General features: G+C 59.3%; 18 protein-coding genes. 11 read left to right on the forward strand and 7 right to left on the reverse strand.

Annotated elements, in window-relative coordinates:
* Positions 1-8 precede the first annotated feature (8 nt).
* Positions 9-647: a class I SAM-dependent methyltransferase gene (locus tag HDF08_RS06260; RefSeq protein ID WP_257030889.1), complete on the forward strand. Its 639-nt coding sequence runs from the start codon at positions 9-11 to the stop codon at positions 645-647.
* Positions 648-770: 123 nt separating this feature from the next.
* Here HDF08_RS06260 and HDF08_RS06265 read toward each other — a convergent pair whose 3' ends face one another.
* The 3 genes from HDF08_RS06265 to HDF08_RS21620 form a co-directional block, all read right to left on the reverse strand.
* Positions 771-1,028, reverse strand: a complete 258-nt coding sequence (locus tag HDF08_RS06265; RefSeq protein ID WP_179637675.1) for a hypothetical protein — start codon at positions 1,026-1,028, stop codon at positions 771-773.
* A gap of 125 nt (positions 1,029-1,153) precedes the next feature.
* Entirely contained in the window at positions 1,154-3,553 is a 2,400-nt protein-coding gene (locus HDF08_RS06270; RefSeq protein WP_179637676.1) for an APC family permease, read from the reverse strand.
* Positions 3,554-3,695: 142 nt separating this feature from the next.
* Positions 3,696-3,827 carry a hypothetical protein gene (locus HDF08_RS21620; RefSeq protein WP_257025438.1) on the reverse strand — a complete coding sequence of 44 codons (132 nt, stop codon included), beginning with the start codon at positions 3,825-3,827 and terminating at the stop codon, positions 3,696-3,698.
* A gap of 72 nt (positions 3,828-3,899) precedes the next feature.
* Between HDF08_RS21620 and lnt the strand changes: the two genes are divergently transcribed.
* The 7 genes from lnt to HDF08_RS06305 all read left to right on the forward strand — a co-directional run bounded on the left by lnt (position 3,900) and on the right by HDF08_RS06305 (position 11,786).
* The gene (gene lnt, locus HDF08_RS06275; protein ID WP_257030890.1) at positions 3,900-5,579 is read left to right on the forward strand and encodes an apolipoprotein N-acyltransferase; all 1,680 of its coding nucleotides are present in this window, start codon (positions 3,900-3,902) and stop codon (positions 5,577-5,579) included.
* A 171-nt stretch (positions 5,580-5,750) separates the two neighbouring features.
* A complete protein-coding gene (locus HDF08_RS06280) occupies positions 5,751-6,494 on the forward strand; it encodes an SGNH/GDSL hydrolase family protein (RefSeq protein WP_179637677.1) in 744 nt (247 codons plus the stop codon).
* A 107-nt stretch (positions 6,495-6,601) separates the two neighbouring features.
* A protein-coding gene (prfB, locus tag HDF08_RS06285; protein WP_179637678.1) for a peptide chain release factor 2 occupies positions 6,602-7,733 on the forward strand; the annotation gives its coding sequence in 2 pieces (ribosomal slippage) (positions 6,602-6,670 and positions 6,672-7,733; 1,131 coding nt in all).
* Positions 7,734-7,843: 110 nt separating this feature from the next.
* Complete coding sequence (locus tag HDF08_RS06290; RefSeq protein ID WP_179637679.1) at positions 7,844-8,593, forward strand: class I SAM-dependent methyltransferase; 750 nt, start codon at positions 7,844-7,846, stop codon at positions 8,591-8,593.
* A 51-nt stretch (positions 8,594-8,644) separates the two neighbouring features.
* On the forward strand, positions 8,645-9,181 hold the full coding sequence (locus HDF08_RS06295) for a DinB family protein (RefSeq protein WP_373563128.1): 537 nt from the start codon (positions 8,645-8,647) through the stop codon (positions 9,179-9,181).
* A 27-nt stretch (positions 9,182-9,208) separates the two neighbouring features.
* Positions 9,209-9,631, forward strand: coding sequence for a CoA-binding protein (locus HDF08_RS06300; protein WP_179637680.1), 423 nt, complete (start codon positions 9,209-9,211; stop codon positions 9,629-9,631).
* A gap of 37 nt (positions 9,632-9,668) precedes the next feature.
* Entirely contained in the window at positions 9,669-11,786 is a 2,118-nt protein-coding gene (locus tag HDF08_RS06305; RefSeq protein ID WP_179637681.1) for a protein-disulfide reductase DsbD family protein, read from the forward strand.
* 139 nt (positions 11,787-11,925) lie between these two features.
* On the opposite strand, the gene HDF08_RS06310 is transcribed toward HDF08_RS06305, so the two are convergent.
* From HDF08_RS06310 to HDF08_RS06320, 3 genes are all read right to left on the reverse strand, one after another.
* On the reverse strand, positions 11,926-12,381 hold the full coding sequence (locus HDF08_RS06310) for a VOC family protein (RefSeq protein WP_179637682.1): 456 nt from the start codon (positions 12,379-12,381) through the stop codon (positions 11,926-11,928).
* Positions 12,382-12,432: 51 nt separating this feature from the next.
* The gene (locus HDF08_RS06315) at positions 12,433-13,800 is read right to left on the reverse strand and encodes a replication-associated recombination protein A (RefSeq protein ID WP_179637683.1); all 1,368 of its coding nucleotides are present in this window, start codon (positions 13,798-13,800) and stop codon (positions 12,433-12,435) included.
* A 151-nt stretch (positions 13,801-13,951) separates the two neighbouring features.
* Positions 13,952-14,764 (reverse strand): TrmH family RNA methyltransferase, encoded by an 813-nt coding sequence (locus tag HDF08_RS06320; RefSeq protein WP_257030891.1) that lies wholly within the window; start codon positions 14,762-14,764, stop codon positions 13,952-13,954.
* Positions 14,765-14,906: 142 nt separating this feature from the next.
* On the opposite strand from HDF08_RS06320, the gene HDF08_RS06325 reads away from it, so the two are divergent.
* A complete protein-coding gene (locus HDF08_RS06325) occupies positions 14,907-15,551 on the forward strand; it encodes an L-threonylcarbamoyladenylate synthase (protein WP_179637684.1) in 645 nt (214 codons plus the stop codon).
* A gap of 132 nt (positions 15,552-15,683) precedes the next feature.
* Positions 15,684-16,355 (forward strand): YdcF family protein, encoded by a 672-nt coding sequence (locus HDF08_RS06330; protein WP_179637685.1) that lies wholly within the window; start codon positions 15,684-15,686, stop codon positions 16,353-16,355.
* Between the two features lie 193 nt (positions 16,356-16,548).
* Here HDF08_RS06330 and HDF08_RS06335 read toward each other — a convergent pair whose 3' ends face one another.
* Positions 16,549-17,409, reverse strand: a complete 861-nt coding sequence (locus HDF08_RS06335) for a DUF92 domain-containing protein (protein ID WP_179637686.1) — start codon at positions 17,407-17,409, stop codon at positions 16,549-16,551.
* Positions 17,410-17,485: 76 nt separating this feature from the next.
* Between HDF08_RS06335 and HDF08_RS06340 the strand changes: the two genes are divergently transcribed.
* On the forward strand, positions 17,486-19,009 hold the full coding sequence (locus tag HDF08_RS06340; protein WP_257030892.1) for a YncE family protein: 1,524 nt from the start codon (positions 17,486-17,488) through the stop codon (positions 19,007-19,009).
* Positions 19,010-19,109 lie beyond the last annotated feature (100 nt).

Consider the following 19,109-nt stretch of genomic DNA (forward strand, 5'->3'; position numbering starts at 1 on the left):
GCGGGCTCATGCGCAGCCTTTTCGGCGGTAGCGAAAGCACAAGCACTCAACGAGGTGGAGACACCGGCCGCATCCCGCGTCACTCCAGCGGGTGGAAAGAGTTATTGAAGCACCTGCAGTCGCAGGAATCTCTGCGCATTCTCGACATCGGTCCTACCTCGTCCACCAACATTAACTACATCACCAGCCTGGGTCACAGCATATATATGGCGAGCGTCGTAGATGAGGCATCAAAGCCGGAGTGGCTCACTCCCGGCGAAGACGGCCAGGAACCCAGGTTTGATGTCGATCGATTTCTCGAGAGCAATCTCAATTTTTCCGGTCGCGTCTTCGACGTCGTCATCTTTTGGGACACAGCGGACTATCTACCCGAACCTTTGATAGCGCCTGTGCTGGCCCGCATCCACAAAGTTCTACAGCCCGGCGGACTCATGCTCGCCTTCTTTCATCAGACAAGCAGCCCGGAGACCTTCTTTTGTCGCTATCATCTGACCGATAACGACGTAGTCGAGATGCAGCGCGCAGGAAACTATCCTCTGCTCAACATATTCAACAATCGCAAGATCGAAAACCTGTTTAGTGCATTTAGTAACTTCCGATTCTTCCTCGCCAAAGACAGTCTGCGCGAGGTCATCATCACGCGCTAAGCCATCGGCTGATCCCGAGGGTGTTATTCATCCCTAAGCCGTATAGAAAAAAGTGTCCCGAGAAAAGCGGAAGGCGCCCCAACTGGAGGCGCCTTCGCTTTCATAGTTGAAATCTTCAGAGATCTAGCCCTTAGCACTCTGCTTCCGACGCTCCGCCCAGCGTTTCTTCATCGCGTCGGCGATTCGTTTGCGACCCTCGGGGCTCAACTTGCGTTTGCGAGGGGCCGCTGCTGCTGTTGAAGCAGCTGCGTTCTTACTCCCTTTCGGACGGCCCGGCCCTGTGCGCTTTTTCGTTGCCGTCGTCCCAGCCAGCAGCGCGCGAGCTTGCTGGAGCTTTACGATCTGGGCATCTATCTCGGCAATAATGCGGCTAACTTCCACGTGTTACCTCCGGTGGCGTCATCTAGGTCGAGTTACTCGAAATTATCTGCGTCAACCAATTTTATTGCCACCCCATGACGATACAGAAGTAACTAACTCAATGCAAACAAGAAGTAACTCGTCCGCTACTTTGATTTAACAATAGTGACATTATCTTCTTCTGCTATAGGTGCTGTTTTTGGAGCGCGGATCGCATATCCAGGTCCAGCTTCATCGAGTTCCTCATGCCGCGAGCCCCCCAGCCCGCGACGATGATGAGACTCATCAATGCACCTTTGCAGATCCTTCAGCGTTCCTTGTTTATCTCGCGCAAACTCAGTCGCCATGCGGGTCAGAGCATAGGCGAGTATGTCACTGTGGTGAAGGTCCTGCATATCCGGCGCGCGTCGAATATTGAGCCACAGACGATGCACAAGCTGTACTTCGTGCGGCTCAATCGTAGGGGCATGTGGTCCGATGTGGAAGCTCAGGGACTCACCATCCGGTTTGATCACATAAAAAGTAAATTGCCGCTTCGGCTCAGGCAGCGCCTCCCACGCCTGGCCAACGTGATAAGCCTGCTCCTCGGCAGTAAGCTTGGTCGATAGGCCAGAGACCACCGCCGCTGCATCCAGCGAGTTAGCCGTCTGTACCAGCGCCGAAAAAATATCTCCGGCAGGAACTACCAGCAAAGAAATATGTTTCCCAAAGCTCTCAGCGACAGACACCGCCTTGGTAAATAGCATCTGCTCATGTTCGCTGAATAACTGTTCCGACGCATCTACATACTCCGGTCCGCCCGCGCCCATCATTCGAGCAGCCAGCACCACCAGATCCTGATCGTCCGTATTGGTATGCGTCAAAGCCCACTTCAGCGCAAACGGTGCAGCGGAGTCGCGCATCGTCACCACGACTGCGCCTGGACGAATCTCCAACGCCTCACGTCCCACATTATCCTGATGCTCCAGCTGAAAATGTTCCTTCATCTGCATCGTGGTTAGATCGTGACGACGTTTGTTATCTCTCTCCGACAGAGAAAAAATTACAAAGAATGCAGCCGCAAAGATAATTCCACTTACCGTAGCTACCGACTTTGTAAATAAATTGACAATTGCCGTAGTAAGCAACACCAGGAAGACAGAAAGGAGCCCCAAAGGAATCTCTGTCTTCCCGATTCGAATATTCAGGGGAACCTTCCAGCCACGTTCGCCCTTGTACTTCCACCGCAACACCAGCATTGCGAGCGCATTGAAGGTAAAGCTCCAGATCACGCCAAACGCATATGCCTCGCCCAGCATGATCACGTTGCCCCGAGTTACAAGAATCGTGAACACCTGCAGCCCTGCAACCAGGTTCACAATGCGATAACTGGTCCCATATTTTCTCTGCGGCTTACGAAACCAGTCCGACAGCACCCCATCCTCAGCCACTCGCATCAGTACGCCGGTCGAACCCACGATCGCCGTATTGACTGCCCCGCCAAGAATCAGGAATCCCACGATCACCACAAAGACGCGGAAGCCGATTCGAACCGCCAGCGGCCCCACCATGAACATCGCCATTCCAGCGATCAGGTTATCTCGATAGACCGGCACCCGCACCGTATCCGGAATCAGCATCACCGCCAGCAGCGTGCCGATACCCGTGAAGATGAAGCTGTAGATCGCAATAACAATCGCGGCGCGCTTCAAATTCTTCAACTTCGGATGCTCGATCTCGCGGTTTACCTGAGCTAATGATTCTTCACCGCTCATCGCCAGCACCGAGTGTCCAAACGCCATCAGCACACCGAACAGGCCCAACGACCGCATGAATCCTGTGTGCTTCAAAAATCCCAGAGCATCCTTGCTGAAGTGAAGATTGTCCGGCGTAGGCCACGGCGGAAGATGTGCCCCAACATGAATCGCCGAAAAAATTCCCCACGTAAGCAGAATCACAACCATCACAGTCGTGATCTTCATCACCTTCAGAGCCTTGTCGCTCGACTCCTCAATCCCCTTCGTGTTTTGCCACCAGAAGTAGATGGTGATAAGCCCCGCAATCGCGGCGGAAGTTCCATCCACCGGCAACTGCCGAGCCGAGCCGCTGGGATGCAGCACCAGCTTGACAGCCCAATGGTGCGCCGCGCAAAGCCGCAACACCTCATTCAGCAACCCGACAATATATTGCCCCGCTGAAACACCTGAGATCGGCCCAGTCAGAATGTAGTCGAACATCAGCGCCGACACGCTCAGCTTCGCAAACGTTCCGCCCAGCGCCTCCTTCACAATTCGGTACACGCCGCCGCGCGTGAACATGCTGCAGCTCTCGACATACACCGCACGCACTGCAAAGCTGAACAGCATCACGCCCAGAATGAACCACGGCGCAGCCTTGCCCACTGCCTCCTCCGCGATGCCGCCCGCGTAAAATGCCGATGATCCCAGGTCGTTCAGCACAATCGCCGCAGCTCGCCAGAACGAAATAAAGGTGAGCATCACCGACGACGCCACGACCAGGCGGACGCGGTTCGATTGCGGCTTAGTAATCGTCTGTTTAGATCCCATTATGATTTGCTGTTTGACACCACGAACAACCATCGACACCGAATAGCTTCAGCATATGCGACGGTCACTCCCCACCTGCAGTGAAACACTGCCAACACCCACCGGCAAGAGCAGACTGTGATCCTGCTTCCGCCGCTGACAGCTATTCTTCATCCCCCAGCAACTCCTTCAAATCTTCTGCAAAACTCACCACAATCACCACCGCCGAACCCGCCATCCCAATAAAAAACAGCGGGACAACAATCTTCGCAACGAGATGAATGACAAAATCCATGCATCACCATTGTATCTCTCACATGGCGCAAACTAACTGGAAATTGTCGGCTCAATGTTAGACTGCAAACGCATGCGACTTATCCCCCCGCGACTCTGGGCCATGGCCGTGTTATCCGGCATCCTCCAGGTTTTACCCTTTCCCATCGCGGGGCCCGTGCCTCTCTGGCGAACCACCTTCTGCTGGGTCGCACTTCTTCCTCTCATTTGGGCGATTCTTGCTAACGACAAGAACAACAACCCACTTACCATCCGTCAGGGCGCAGCCCTCGGTTACCTCTGCGGCTTTCTCTGGTACATGGGCAACTGCTACTGGATCTACCAGACGATGTATCTCTACGGCGGCCTCGCCAAGCCCATCTCCGCCGGCATTCTCATCCTCTTCTGTCTCTACCTCGGCCTCTATCACGCTCTCTTCGCAGCCCTCCTCGCCGCACTCCGAACTCGGTTCAGCCGTCAGACCACCCTGCTCTTCGTCCCCGTCGTCTGGGTAGCCGTAGAACTCGCCCGCGCCCGTATCACCGGTCTCCCGTGGGATCTTCTCGGCATCGCCCAGGTCGACAACCCCATGCTTACCCGCCTCGCTCCCATCACCGGAGCCTACGGCCTCTCCTTCGTCATCGCCGCGGTCAACGCCCTCTGGCTGGTTCGCATCCGCCTCCGCGAGCGACGCTACACTCGCCCCGCGCTCACCGTTGCAGGCGTCATCATCGCCGTCGTCTACATCCTTGGCCTGCGCCTCATTGCAAACCCGAAGCCATCGCCCACGTCCGCAACCGCAACACTCGTGCAGGAAAATCTCGAAGTAGGAGCTGCCAACACCGGCCCGCAACCCACCAGCCAGCAGCTCCTCGACTCCTTCTCCTATCTCAGCCGCCGCCCCTCCACAAAGTTCCTCCTCGGAATCCCCGAACTTCCAGGCACGCAGACTGTCTTCCTCCTCCGTCAGCACGCGTTGGACGAAGGGACCGATTCCAGTGCGACTGTGCCGATACCAACCGACCTCATCGTCTGGCCCGAAGCGCCTTCAGGCTTCTTCACGACTGACCCCAACTTCCACCAGCGCATGAACGAACTCGCCGCCTCCAGCCAGGCGCTGTTGATCATCGGCAGCATCGGCATCGTTCCAAATCCCGATACCCATAGCGACCGCCCGTACTTCAAATATGACTCCGCAGCCATCTTCACTCCCGATGGCAGCTCCCCGGCCCGTTACGACAAGATCCATCTCGTCCCCTGGGGAGAGTACATTCCCTTCAAGAGCTTTTTCTTCTTCGCCAGCAAACTCACCGCGGGCGCCGGCGACATGGATCGCGGCTCCAACCGCACCGTCTTCTCCTTCCGCGGGCATAACTACGGCACCTTTGTCTGTTACGAGTCCATCTTCGGCGACGAGATCCGTCAGTTTGTCAAAAATGGCGCAGAGGTTCTAGTCAATATCTCCGACGACGGCTGGTACGGCGACACCAGCGCCGCATGGCAACACCTCAACATGGTCCGCATGCGCGCCATCGAAAACCATCGCTGGATCCTCCGCTCCACCAACACCGGCGTCACCGCAGCCATTAACCCTTACGGCCACGTCACCGCCGCTCTCCCGCGTCACTTGCGCTCCAGCCTGCGCGTCCACTTCGGCTACGAGCAAGACCTCACCTTTTACGCCTCCCACGGAGACTTCTTCGCCTACGCCTGCGCCCTCCTCACCACACTTGGCCTCGCCTTCAGCCTCCGCAGTCGTATTGCAAAGCAGTAAATGTATTCAAGTAGATAAAAAGACCGCCCAAGAAACCCGTCATCCTGCGCGGAGTGTCTCACAGCACTTTGTGAGACACGCAGTCGAAGGATCCCCACATTTTGCCTTCGTTTATGGTCGTTCGTCTTCGACATCAATGCACAGACTGCTCTAATAATTCGCGTGAGAAGAATGTGGATCTACAAGATCGTTCTTGGCCCCCTTCTCTTAGCCCAGGGTCGAACAATGCGCCGAACGGCTCGTCGTCTGGCTGAAGCGGCAGGCGAACGGACTGGTGTCATCTTGGCTGAAGGCAATCAGTCGGAGTTGAAGCTGCTCTTTGTAGGGGACTCGACGATGGCTGGAGTCGGTGTTCAAAATCAGAAGGCTGCCCTGGCTTTTCAAATTGCCGCCATTCTTGCAAAGGAACTCGGCCGGTCTGTTCGATGGCAGCTCATCGCCAAGTCGGGTCTCAATACCAGCCAGGCTTTCGAGTTTGTGAGAGAGCAGGAGCTTTTGCCAGCCGATGTAATCGTGACGGCACTCGGGGTCAACGACGTCACTTCGCAGAGGACTTCGCGTCAGTTCGTTGAGGACTATGAAATCCTGATCCACGAACTTTTACGTCGGACTGGAGCACAGTTCGCGGTGATCAATGGTCTGCCTCCGCTGCACCTTACCCCTGCTGCTCCTCAACCACTTCGTTGGTACCTGGGGAGATGTGCGCATTTGCTGGACGTACACCTTCGACAATGGATCGCCCCTCAGCGCAATATCGCATATGTCTCGCTTCAATGGGCCTCCAATCCAAAGGAGATGGCGGCAGATGGCTTCCATCCCGGCGAAAGCCAATACAGACAGTGGGCAGACTTAGTTGCAGAAACTATCATCAACCTAATGCCTAAGCAAACCCTTGAAAACCAGGCCGCCAGATGACATCGCGCCAGTCGAGCCAAAAAACTCCGTGTCAAACTGTCACAACATTTGGTTCAGACTCGCCGGGGCCAGAATAAAAATCCTTCGATGAACTAAAATCAAATCTTATGCTCTCTGACTTCGAATACTCTTACTCCCCGGTCCGTGACAAAGTGCGCGCTCTGCGGGAGTATCTTTGACTCGGCCCGACTCCGCCGCGAACTCTCCATCAGTGAAGAGAAGATAGCCGACCCCACCGTCTGGGCCGACGCCTCGCGTTCTCAGCCCCTCATGCGCGAGCGCAAACGCCTTGAAACTCTACTCGCCGACGACGCCGAACTGGCCCGCCGCTCCGACGACATCGAAGCCTACTTCGACCTAGCCCGCGAAGGCGAAAACACCGAGCCCGACCTCGCCCGCGAGATCCCCGCTCTGCTCGACTTCGCCGAAAAACTCGAATCCAAAACCATGCTCTCGGAGGAGACAGATCCCCTCAACGCTATCGTCACCGTCCACCCAGGTGCCGGCGGTACAGAGTCTCAGGACTGGGCCGAGATGCTCATGCGCATGTACATCCGCTGGGGCGAGCGCCAAAGCTTCAAGGTCGAGATCAACGAGATTCAGGACGGCGACGAGGCCGGCATCAAATCCGCCACCTTCACCATCACCGGCGACTTCGCCTTCGGCCTCCTCAGCGGCGAAACCGGAGTCCACCGCCTGGTCCGCATCTCACCCTTCGACTCCGCCAAGCGCCGCCACACCAGCTTCGCCAGCGTCTTCGTCTCGCCCGAGATCGACGACACCATCGTCATCGACATCAAGACCGAAGACCTCCGCATCGACACCTACCGCTCCGGCGGCAAAGGCGGCCAGCACGTCAACACCACCGACTCCGCTGTCCGCATCACCCACATCCCCACCGGCCTCGTCACCGGATGCCAGAACGAGCGCTCCCAGCACAAGAACAAAGAGCGCGCCATGAAGATGATGCGCTCCAAGCTCTACGAGTACGAGCTAGACAAGAAGAAGGCCACAGCACGCAAGCTCGAAGACTCCAAGCTCGACATCAAGTTCGGCTCCCAGATACGCAGTTACGTCCTCCAGCCCTATCGCATGGCCAAGGACCTACGCACCCGAGTCGAAGTAGGCGACGTCGACAAGGTCCTCGACGGCGACCTCGAACCATTCATCCGCGGCTACCTCCGCATGCGCCGCGAGGGCAACTTCCCCGCCGAAGCCGAAGACGACGACGTGGCATGACATCTGTCATCCTCGGGTATGACAAGCAGCATTACTGCACAAGCTGAGGACAAGGGATACTCATTCAAGCTGATGTCTTGCATTGAGAAGACGTCGCTTTGGAGAAGCCCTTGTCCACCTCGCTGCCAACGAAGCCCGACTACGGCGTAGACGCACCCGCCGTCATGCGCAACTTCTTTCTCATCGGCACCGCCTGCCTGCTCTTCGCGATCTTCTCGCCGCACATCCTTCACCTCGGTCCGGTCGAACTGAATGCCCGCAGCTTCTACTGGCCTGCAGGCTTTCTTCTTGCAGAAGGTTTTCTCTTCCTCCTTTACGTCAAGGTTGGAAAGTTTCGCCATAGCGATTTCATGCTCAGTCTCCACCAATGGCGTGGCGACGAAAATGTCCTCGACGTAGGCTGCGGACGCGGCCTTCTCCTCGCAGGAGCAGCCAAACGCATCGCCGCACTCTCAGGAACCGGCCACGCCACCGGCATCGACGTCTGGTCCAACGTCGACATGGGCGGCAACTCCTCCGCGGCCACCCAGCGCAACCTCGACCTTGAAGGCATCTCAAAATACTGCACCCTCCTCAGCCAGCCCGCACAAACAATGTCCTTCCCCGACGCCACCTTTGACGTCATCGTCTCCAACCTCTGCATCCACAACATCTACGACCAGCCAACCCGCCTTCAGGCACTTCACCAGATCGTCCGCGTCCTCAAACCTGGCGGCATCGCACTCCTCTCCGACTACAAACTCACCAGCGAATACGCCAGAGAATTAGCCGCCGCCGGGCTCATCGTAGAAAAGACACGCGGTAGCCTGATCACCACCTTCCCGCCTCTCACCGTCGTAATTGCCCGCAAACCGATGTAACTCTGGTGCCTCGGTCGCATCCAACAAGATGGGACATCGGAGGCAAACTCAGTGAGCATATCCAAACCGATCACAGCTAAGACCAACGACAAGAAGAAGACACCAGACGAACAGGCACCATTGCGCAAACACTTGATCGCCCTTCTCCACGGCGGGCAGGCCCACGCCACCTTCGACGAAGTCATAAACGACTTTCCAGCCGATCTTCGCGGCACTCTCCCATCCAACCTGCCCTACTCCGCCTGGCAGATCCTCGATCATCTCCGCATCACACAGCGCGACATACTCAACTTCTCCGCGCCCCCCACCGGCGGCTACCATGGCCTCAAATGGCCAGACGAGTACTGGCCCAAGTCCCCGCAGCCACCCTCGAGCAACTCGTGGGACCAGTGCATCTCCGCAATTCGCTCCGACGCCGAACACTTCAACTCACTGATCGAAAATCCCAGCTCCGATCTCTACAAGCCCTTCCGCTGGGGCGATGGCCAGAATCTACTCCGCGAGGCTCTCCTCGTCGCCGACCACAACGCCTACCACCTCGGCGAACTGCTTGTCATCCGCCGTCTGTTAGGCGCATGGCCCAAATAGACTCTGACTGCGAGGCCCCAAAACAAGATGAACGAGCCAGAGATCATCCGCAGCATGTTAGGCGCCACCACCAAAGAGAACCCACGCACCATCGCGGTCATCGGCCTCTCGGAAGACCCTTCCAAGCCTAGCCACTATGTCTCCGCCTACATGCAGCAACACGGCTACAGGCTCTACCCCATCAACCCCTCCATCCCCGAAGTCCTCGGCGAAAGATCCTACGCCTCACTCTCCGATCTCCCCATCAAGCCCGGCATCGTCAACGTCTTCCGCCTCCCAAAGTTCATACCCGCCATCGTCGACGATATGATCCGGCTCAACCTCCCCAACCTCTGGGTCCAGCAGGGAATAGTCAACCTTGAAGCCTCCAGCCGCGCCGAAGCTGCAGGAATCCACGTCGTCATGGACCGCTGCATCATGGTCGAACACCGCTACCTGACACCCAGATGACAACACCCCACAGCCGAACCCCTACAATTGGAAGTGAATGAATAACGTACGCAAACTCTCCGCCTTCCTGCTCTTCGTCTGCGCCTCCTTGCTTTTCAAGCCCGCGCACGCCCAGCTTCAGGTCGTCGGTGACGGCGGCCCCGGCCCTGTCAAAGCCCAGCATCTCACCGCCGAACTCGTCTCTCTCTCCCCGAGCATCGCCCCCGGCGGCATTCTCCAGGTCGGCCTCGTCCTCACCCTCGAAGAGCACTGGCACGTCTACTGGATCAACGCCGGCGACTCCGGCGAACCACCCAAGATTACCTGGACCCTCCCCGAAGGCATCACCGCCGGCCCCATGCTCTTTCCCATCCCCAGCCGCCTCCCGCTCGGTCCGCTCATGGACTTCGGCTACGAAGACGAGGTAGCCTTCCCCGTCCAGCTCACCGCCACAAGCACCCTCAAGCCGGGCCCAATCCATCTCGACGCCAAGGTCAATTGGCTGGTCTGCCGCGAGGTCTGCATCCCCGGCAAAGCTCACCTCGGCCTCAACCTCAACGTCGTCCCCGGAGATCTCACAAGCTCCGCCGCGGTCCAGCCCGTCGGCGCAGTAGGCGAAGCCCTCGGTCTCATCCCCAAGCCACTCCCAGCCGACGCCAAGCTCACCATCACCGGCGGCAAAACCGACTTCGTCCTGAACCTCGTCACCGGCGGCCGCGAGACCAACGCCGAGTTCTACCCCTTCGATCAGGACCAGATCGCCAACGCGGCCCCACAGCAGATAGAGCCCACCTCAGACGGTGTTCGCCTCCGAGTCCGCCGCTCCGAAGACCTCAAAACCCTTCCCGCTCAACTCCACGGCGTCGTCAAGCTCTCCGACACCGAAGCCTATGAGATCACCGCCCCCGTCACCCCAGGCGAAGTAGCTGCTGCACCCGGCAGCAAACTCCCCGGAGCACCGGCCACCAGCAGCGTCACCACGCTCAGCGCCATCGGCCTCGCCTTCGTAGGCGGCATCATCCTCAACCTGATGCCCTGTGTCTTCCCGGTCCTCTTCCTCAAGGGCCTCGCCCTCGTGCAGTCCTCCGGCGAAGAGCGCAGCCGCCTCCGCAGCCACGGCATCGTCTATACCCTCGGCATCCTGGTCTCCTTCTGGATCATCGTCGCCGCACTCCTCATCCTCCGAGCCACCGGCACCCAGGCGGGATGGGGCTTCCAGCTACAATCCCCAACCTTCATCGCCGTCCTCGCCGCAGGCCTCTTCTTCTTCGCCCTCTCGCTTGCCGGACAGTTCGACCTCGGCCTCTCCCTCACCAGCGTAGGCGGTGGCCTCGCGCAGAAGCAGGGCTACACCGGCAGCTTCTTCACCGGAGTCCTCGCCACCATCGTCGCCACGCCCTGCACCGCGCCGCTCATGGGAGCAGCCATCGGCTTTGCCCTCGCCCAACCCGCCGGAGTCACCTTCGCCGTCTTCACCGCCCTTGGCCTCGGCCTCGCCACACCCTATCTCCTCCTCAGCTTCCAACCCGCCTGGACCCGCATCCTCCCTCGTCCCGGCGCATGGATGGAGATACTCAAGCAGCTCACCGCCGTCCCGCTCTTCGGCACCGCCATCTGGCTCGCCTGGGTCTATGGCAACCTCCACAGCGGCAACAGTCAGGGTGTCGATCACGTCGCCCGTCTTCTCTGGTGCTTCCTCGCCCTGGCCATCGCAGGTTGGGCTCTCGGCAAGTGGCCCGCAAGCTGGAAGAGCGCCATCGCAGCACTCCTGATCGCCGCCCTAGGCCTTGCCATCCCTCTCTATCAACCGAAGGACACCACGCTAGTCTGGGCCCCTTACTCGCAACAAGCCCTCGATCAGGCCCGCGCCGCCGGGCATCCCGTCTTCATCGACTTCACCGCCGCCTGGTGCCTCAGCTGCCAGGTCAACGAGCGCGTCGTCCTCAAATCCGCCGAAGTCCAGCACGAGTTCAACAAGAACAAAGTCACTCTCCTCAAAGCCGACTGGACCCAGTACGACCCCGAGATCACCAAACAGCTCGCCTCGGTCAACCGCAGCGGCGTCCCCACCTACGTCATCTATCCCGCGATGAAGAACTCCTCCGCTGACGTCCTCCCCGAGCTCCTCACCAAAGACATCGTCCTCACCGCCCTCGAAAAGGACGTAAGCCGCTAGAGCGGATTCCCAATTGCTGTAAAGCTGTTGCATCTCACGCGAAGCGTCCAATACTCCACGAAGGTCCTGCCGAAGGCCCCGTGGCGCCCGCCCGGCGTTAGGGCGCTTCGTATAACTCTTCACCTTCAAGAACACTGCTCTAGATTTTGAACCACACCCTCGCGGCCTCTTTCAGCTGCTCTTCGCTCAACGAGACCTTCGTCTGCCCCACCGACCACTTATGTCCGAACGGGTCTTCGAACTGTCCGTAGCGGTCCCCCCAGAACTGATCGGCCAGCGGCATCGTTACAGTTACGCCTCCCGCAACCGCCCGCTCCCAGAAGCTGTCCACATCGGCCATCTGCAGATGAATCGTCACCGGGGAGCCGCCCAGCGCCTCTGGCGTCGACGCCTTGCCTCCCCTCATCTCGGGGAAATCATTCGAAAGCACGATGCTTCCATCACTGATCACAAGATGAGCATGGGTAATTTTGGTCGACTCCGGCATCTGATGCCGCACGATCTCCATCGCCCCCAGGGCAGTGTTGTAAAACTCGATCGCAGCCGCGGCGTCGCGAACAACCAGATACGGAATAAGCGGAGGATACGATTCCAAGCGAGCACCTCAAGAGAGTGAGTAATCCGCGAACCGAGCTAACTTATCACGTTACGGCTCCCACTTTCGTCCCCTGTTCTGTGAAACGATCCGTGAAATCTCCTCCATCCGCTGCGCCAACAGCTTCTCTCGCCCTTCATTTGTCGGATGATAGTAGCGCCGTCCCGCCAACCCCGCCGGCAGACACTCCATATCCGCCACGCGACCCTCTACATCATGCGCGTACTGATAGTCCTTGCCATAGTCGAGCGACTTCATCAGCTTCGTCGGAGCATTTCGCAGATGCAGCGGCACCGGCTCCGCAGCCGTCGCTTCAATATCCGCCTTCACTGCACCATAAGCTGTATAAACCGCATTCGACTTCGGCGCGAGAGCCAGATAAACCACCGCCTGCGCCAACGCCAGCTCACCCTCCGGATGCCCCAGAAAGTGCATCGCATCCCGCGCGCTGAGGCAAAGATTCAAAGCCTCCGGAGCCGCCAGTCCAATATCCTCCACCGCCATCCGCACAATCCGCCGTGCGCAGTACATCGGGTCTTCCCCCGCCTCCAGCATCCGTCCCAACCAATACATCGCCGCATCCGGGTCCGAGTTCCTCACACTCTTATGCAGCGCCGAGATAATGTCGTAGTGCTGCTCGCCCTTCTTGTCATACAGCAACACGCGCCGCTGCAGAGCCTCCGCAGCCAGCGCCTTTGTAATCAGCTTCTCCCCACGCCCTCCCGGTTCTAGAGAGACAGCCAGCTTCCCCGCCACATCCAGTGCATTCAGAGCATTCCGAGCATCCCCACTCGAATAAGAAGCAATCGTAGCCAATGCCTCCTCGTCCGCCTCAACGCCACTCGCTCCAAGCCCGTGCTCAACATCCGTCAGCGCCCGCTGCAGCAGCCCCACCACCTGCTCTTCAGTCAACGCCACCAGCGTATAGACCCTGCATCGCGACAGCAGCGCGGCATTAATCTCAAACGAAGGATTCTCCGTCGTAGCCCCGATCAGCCGAATCGTCCCCCGCTCCACATAAGGCAGAAACGCATCCTGCTGCGCCTTATTGAACCGGTGAATCTCATCCACAAACAGAATCGTTCGCGACCCGAAGCTCGCCGCCTTCTCCGCCTCCACCATCACATTCTTAATCTCTTTGATCCCACTCATCACCGCGGAAAACTCGATAAAACTAGCCTGCGTCATCTGCGCAATAATCTTCGCCAGCGTAGTCTTCCCAGTCCCCGGAGGGCCCCAAAAAATCATCGACGTAGGGTCGTCGCTTTCAATCGCCAACCGCAACGGCTTCCCCGGCTCCAGCAGATGATCCTGTCCGACATACTCCGCAAGCGTCCGCGGCCGCATCCTCTCCGCCAGCGGCGCCTGCCGCCCACGCCCAGCCGGAGCGGTCATCGGACTAGCATCAAACAAACTCATTTGCCCACCCCAGATTTCATCCTCGTCGTTGTCGTTGCTCTCCTCAATGCGTCACAAATGCTCGGGTGCCCCATCCATCGCAGTCTCATCGCGATGGGTGGGATAGTAGAAGCTCGCATCACCCTGGTCCTGCACTCACTCCTGCTGTGATTCATGACCCGGATACCTTTGACACCGCTCGCTGCCGACTCGCCTCATACAACAACAGACTCCCAGCCACTGCCGCATTCAAGCTCTCCACCGGCCCAGGGCAGGGAATCGTCACGCGCGCATCACACATCTCCATCCACTCCGCCGCCAACCCACTCCCTTCATTCCCAATCATCACCGCGCAAACCGCAGTAAAATCCATCTCCCGCGCCGCAACCACACCAGAATCCTCCGCCCCCACAGCAGCAATCAATCGAACCCCACGCCCCTCCAACTCCGCAACCTCACTCGCAGTAACCCCAACCACCGGCACACGAAACAAACTCCCCACACTGGCCCTTAGCGCCTTCTGATTCCAAGCACTCACAGTCCCCGGCGTCGTCAGCACTCCGTTAGCGCCAAACGCCTCCGCCGACCGCACCAGCGTCCCCAGATTCCCCGGATCCTGCACTCCCGCAGCAATCAAGATCAAAGCCGCCCCCGCGCCCTCGAACAAATCCGCCAAAACCCTCACCGGAGGCACCATCAAAGCCGCCACCCCCTGCGGCGACTGCGTCTCCACCACACTCCCGAACACCTCCTCCGTCAGCCGCACCACCTCCACCCCACGCGGCACAATCCCCGGCACCGTCCGCCGCTCACTCACAAACACCGTCTTCAGCACCATCCCGCTCCGCCAAGCCTCTTCCAGCAGATGATCTCCCTCAATCGCGACCATCCCGCCACTCAACCGCGCATGGCCCTGAAACGCCGCCCGCAGCTGCTTCACCCGCGCATTCGCTCTGCTCGAAACCACCAGCTCTGAAGTCTGCATCTCCCCAAATCTTACGCCGTCCATCGCCTCCGCCACTCCGCTGTCCTTGAGCCTACAGAGGCGGTATGCTAAGGTGCGAGTCTGCGGCATCACCAGCAACAACCGGCCCCAGCGGACGGACTAACCGGCACAGGAGCAAGATTTGACGGCCGAAACACTCCGTATCCATCCCGACGAGCCAGAACCAGCGCTCATCGATTACGTCGTCGCCAGCCTCAACAACGGCAACGTCGTCGCCCTCCCAACCGACACCTTCTACGGCCTCGCCGTCGATCCCGTCAACCTCCAGGCCGTCGACCGCATATACGATCTCAAAGCCCGCGCCCGCCACAAGCCTCTCTCGCTCCTCATCGCCGAGGTAGCCCAGGCCTATGAGCTAGCCCGTCAGCTCGACTCCGCCTTCGACCGCCTAGCCGAAAAGTTCTGGCCCGGCCCACTCACCATCGTCGTCAAAGCCGGCTCCAAGCTCCCCCTCCGCGTCACCGCCAACACCGGCAACCTCGCCCTCCGCGTCCCCGAAGCCGCCATCCCCCGCGCCGTCGTCACCCGCCTGGGCCTGCCCATCACCGCCACCTCCGCCAACCTCGCCGGCCACCCCGAGTGCGCCTACGCCATCGGAGTCCGCGAGCAACTCGGCGACAAGATCCCGCTCATCGTCGACGGCGGCCCCACTGCCCGCACCACCGCCACCACCATCGTCGATCTCTCCGGAGGAGGCAACTCCTGGATGATCCTCCGCGAAGGGGCCATCCCTACCCACGAGATCGCCCTCGCCCTCCAGCACTGACAATTTGTCCTCATCCCAAACTCTCTACAACTTTTGCGTCGAGCCTCGCAGGTTCAACCCTGTAGACTAACTCGATGCAAAAGTTGAACCATCTGGCACAGCCTTGAGCCTTTGCACGCTCTCTGGACAAACATGATCGCGCCTCAATCCAATCTGCGCAGCCGAAGCACCAGCAGGGGCCTCCTTCGCCGCCTCCTCGCGCTGGTTCTCATCATCGCCACAGCGTGGTGCATCTGGGTCTACGTGCAGATCGACGCCGTCGCCAGCCAGGACAACGCCCAACCCGCCGACGCCATCGCCGTCTTCGGTGCGGCCGAGTACCTTGGCCATCCCTCGCCCGTCCTCCACGCCCGCCTCGACCATGCCGTAGAGCTCTACCGCAAACAGATCGCCCCGCTCGTCATCACCCTCGGCGGTGGCACCGACAAGGACTCCGGCAACACCGAAGGCGGAGTAGGCCGCGACTACCTCCTCGCCAACGGCATCCCCTTTGCCAACATCATCGCCGAAACCCAGTCCATCGACACCGAGCAGCAGGTCCATCGCCTCGCCGCCATCGCCCACGAGAACAATCTCCACCACATCGTCGTCGTCTCCGACGGCACCCACCTCTTCCGCATCCGCCAGCTCTGTCAGGACGCCGGCCTCGACGTCTACACCTCGCCCCGCCCCTCACTCGGCCACATCAGTAACTACGACCTCTTCATGCGCTACGTCCACGAGATCATCAGCTACACCGCCCTCCGCCTCAACATCAACGTAGCCTTCCTGCACAGCTGGCTCGAAGGCAAACCCGACGTCTAGTTTGCTCTTGGTCTTTTTATTGTCATCCCTGAAGGGGATCTGCTGTTGCCTTTGTTCCTAGCTCACTCACTCCGTCATCTCGACCGAAGCAATCGACATCCGTCAAAACTCCCTCACCCTTTCGTCGCCTCTTGAAGTCGTCATCCTGAACGTAGTGAAGGATCCCCGTATTTCGCTTTTGTGTTGTTCTTCCTTACCCAAAGACCATCTTCCAAACAGCCCATGTCGCCACCGCAAACAGTGTCGAACAGAAATTAACCAGATCATTCCCCAGCCACCCGCGCTCCTCCACTGTCGCTCCCAGCACACTATCAAACACCAGGCCAGCGCAAGCAGCGCCGAACACTATGGCACCCTCTCTCCAACTCGCAAACCCAAGCGATCCCGCCATCACCACCACGCCCGCACCAATCACCCCACCTAAACTCCCCGCAAAACTCACTCCTCCATCTCTTCCCGCAGGCACCCGTCTAAACTTCGTGATCAACCACGTCGGCCCACCCAGCGCCTGCCCAATCTCAGACGACACCGTATCCGCCGTAGCCTCCGCCAGCGCCGCAAGGCACCCTCCATACCACCCCACCGCCGCGCACAACGCCGCTACTCCAAGGTTCGCCACCACCTGCGAAGCGCGCCTTCCGCTCCGAGCCTCCGCCAGACCGCGTGCCTCTTTCCTGCGCCTGCCAAATCGAGTCGCAACGAAGGTGAGCACAAACAGCGCAATCAAAGCACACAGCGCAGGCCTCGCAAAAAAACCACCCGAACCCCTCATCGATAGAATCAGGCACACCAGCAGTCCCACGCCCGCCGCAGGCAGCGTCGCCGAACGCATCGTCCACACCAAACCCGCAAACGCCACACTGAACACAACGGGGAAGCGGAGCAACCCCGCTGGCCCCGACAACACCAAACCAACACAACTCCCCACCGCCTCCAGCACCATTGCAGGCACCACCACCCCGACCAGCCACCTCGACTGCATCCGGTCGCGGGCCCGCGGAATCGCCTTTGCCCAGTGCGCATCTTTCGCAGAACCTTGTATTTCCTCGCCCATTCCAGCCTCATGCCTCTCCGTGATTTACAATCGAACCTTGAGCATAGCCAACACCAGCACCAACGCGGGAGCAGTTTTGCACTTAGCAAGTATCGAAGCAAAAGGAATCACCCAGTCGCGGCCACACCGGCGCCCAGTCAGGTCTGCAACTCAGGCACTCCGCGCTGCACTCAGCTTCGCAGCGGTCGCCGCCGTTATGGCCTCAGTCACCGGATGCGGCAACAACTACCGCCCCGTCGTCAGTGCCATCAATCCTGTCGGCCCCGCCGCTCAGCCGCAAAAGTTCGCCGTAGCCATCTCCAGCACCGGCACGCCAGCTAATCCAATCACGGGTGCCCCGGCCGTTCCCCAGCCAGGTCTGCTGACCTTCGTCGACTTCTCGGGCGACACCATCCTCATCACCGCTAACGTAGGAGTCAACCCCTACTACCTCATCCTCAACGGCGGCACCACTACCACCTCAACCGCCAACACCGGATACACGCTCAACAGCGACCACACCTTCACCAGCTTCAGTATCGACACCAGCCTGCTTACCAGTCAGATCCTCCAGACCACGTTGCTCCCCGGTGCTAACCCGGTGGCCATCCTTCCGGAAGGCGTCAACACCTACGTTACAGACCCGACAGACACTCCCGGACAGGGAAACATCTCGCAGTTCACCGGCGCTCCCCTCGCGCTCCGGCAGCAACTCGCCATCCCTCCGGCCTACACGCCGGTCTATACTGTCGGCATCGCCAGCGCCCCACGCGTCTACGCTCTCAGCGCGAGCCTTCCCCCAGGCGCTCCCGGCTTGGCCAGCACCATCGAAGTAGCCAGCAATACCCTCGACCCAACACCGATTCCAGTAGGCGTCAATCCCGTCTACGGTGTTATGACTGCCGACGCCAAGCGCGCCTTCGTTCTCAATCAGGGCGACGGCACTGTCTCGGTCATCAACGCCCAGACCAACGCACTCGACACCGTTCCCGTCGGGGCCACCAACCCTATCACCGTCGGCACCTCGCCGCTCTGGGCAGACTTCGCGCCGGTTCGTAATGAGGTGGTTGTCGTCAACGCGGGCGATGGCGTCAACCCGGGCTCACTCAGCATCATCAGCATCCCCCTCTGCTCGGCGACCGCCCAGGTCGGCAACCCCAACTGCGACCTCAACAATCCCGTCGACGCCATCGGCTTTGGCACTGTCGTCGCAACCGTTCCAGTCGGCGTGAACCCGGTCATGGTCGGCGTCCTGCAGGACACTACCGACAGCCGCGCCTACGTCATCAACAGCGGCAATAAGGATCTCGCATGCGCGGCACCAGGCGCGCCCATCACGGCCACCACCACCGGTTGCACTCTCTCGGTAATCAACCTCAACACCAACACGGTCATCGCAACCATCCCACTTCCTCTCAGCATCAACGTCGATGCAGCAACACCATTCAAAAACGGCCATCCGAACTACATTGCTGTTACCAGCGGCACACCCACCGGCAAGGTCTATGTGGTATCGCCAGACTCGAACTTCATGACCGTCATCCGCACCGATACGGACGCCATCGACACCACCGTCCCCTTGCAGGGCGGAGGCGTAGCGGTTCGCGTCACCCAACCCTAGACCACACTAGGCAACCTGATCGCTGCAGAATGCAAATTCCCCGTGGCTCGACTCGGAGATAAGGGTTAAATAAAAAAGAAGGGCCATCCCTCAAAGGATG

The organism is Tunturiibacter empetritectus, assembly GCF_013410875.1.
GTDB lineage: Bacteria > Acidobacteriota > Terriglobia > Terriglobales > Acidobacteriaceae > Edaphobacter > Edaphobacter empetritectus.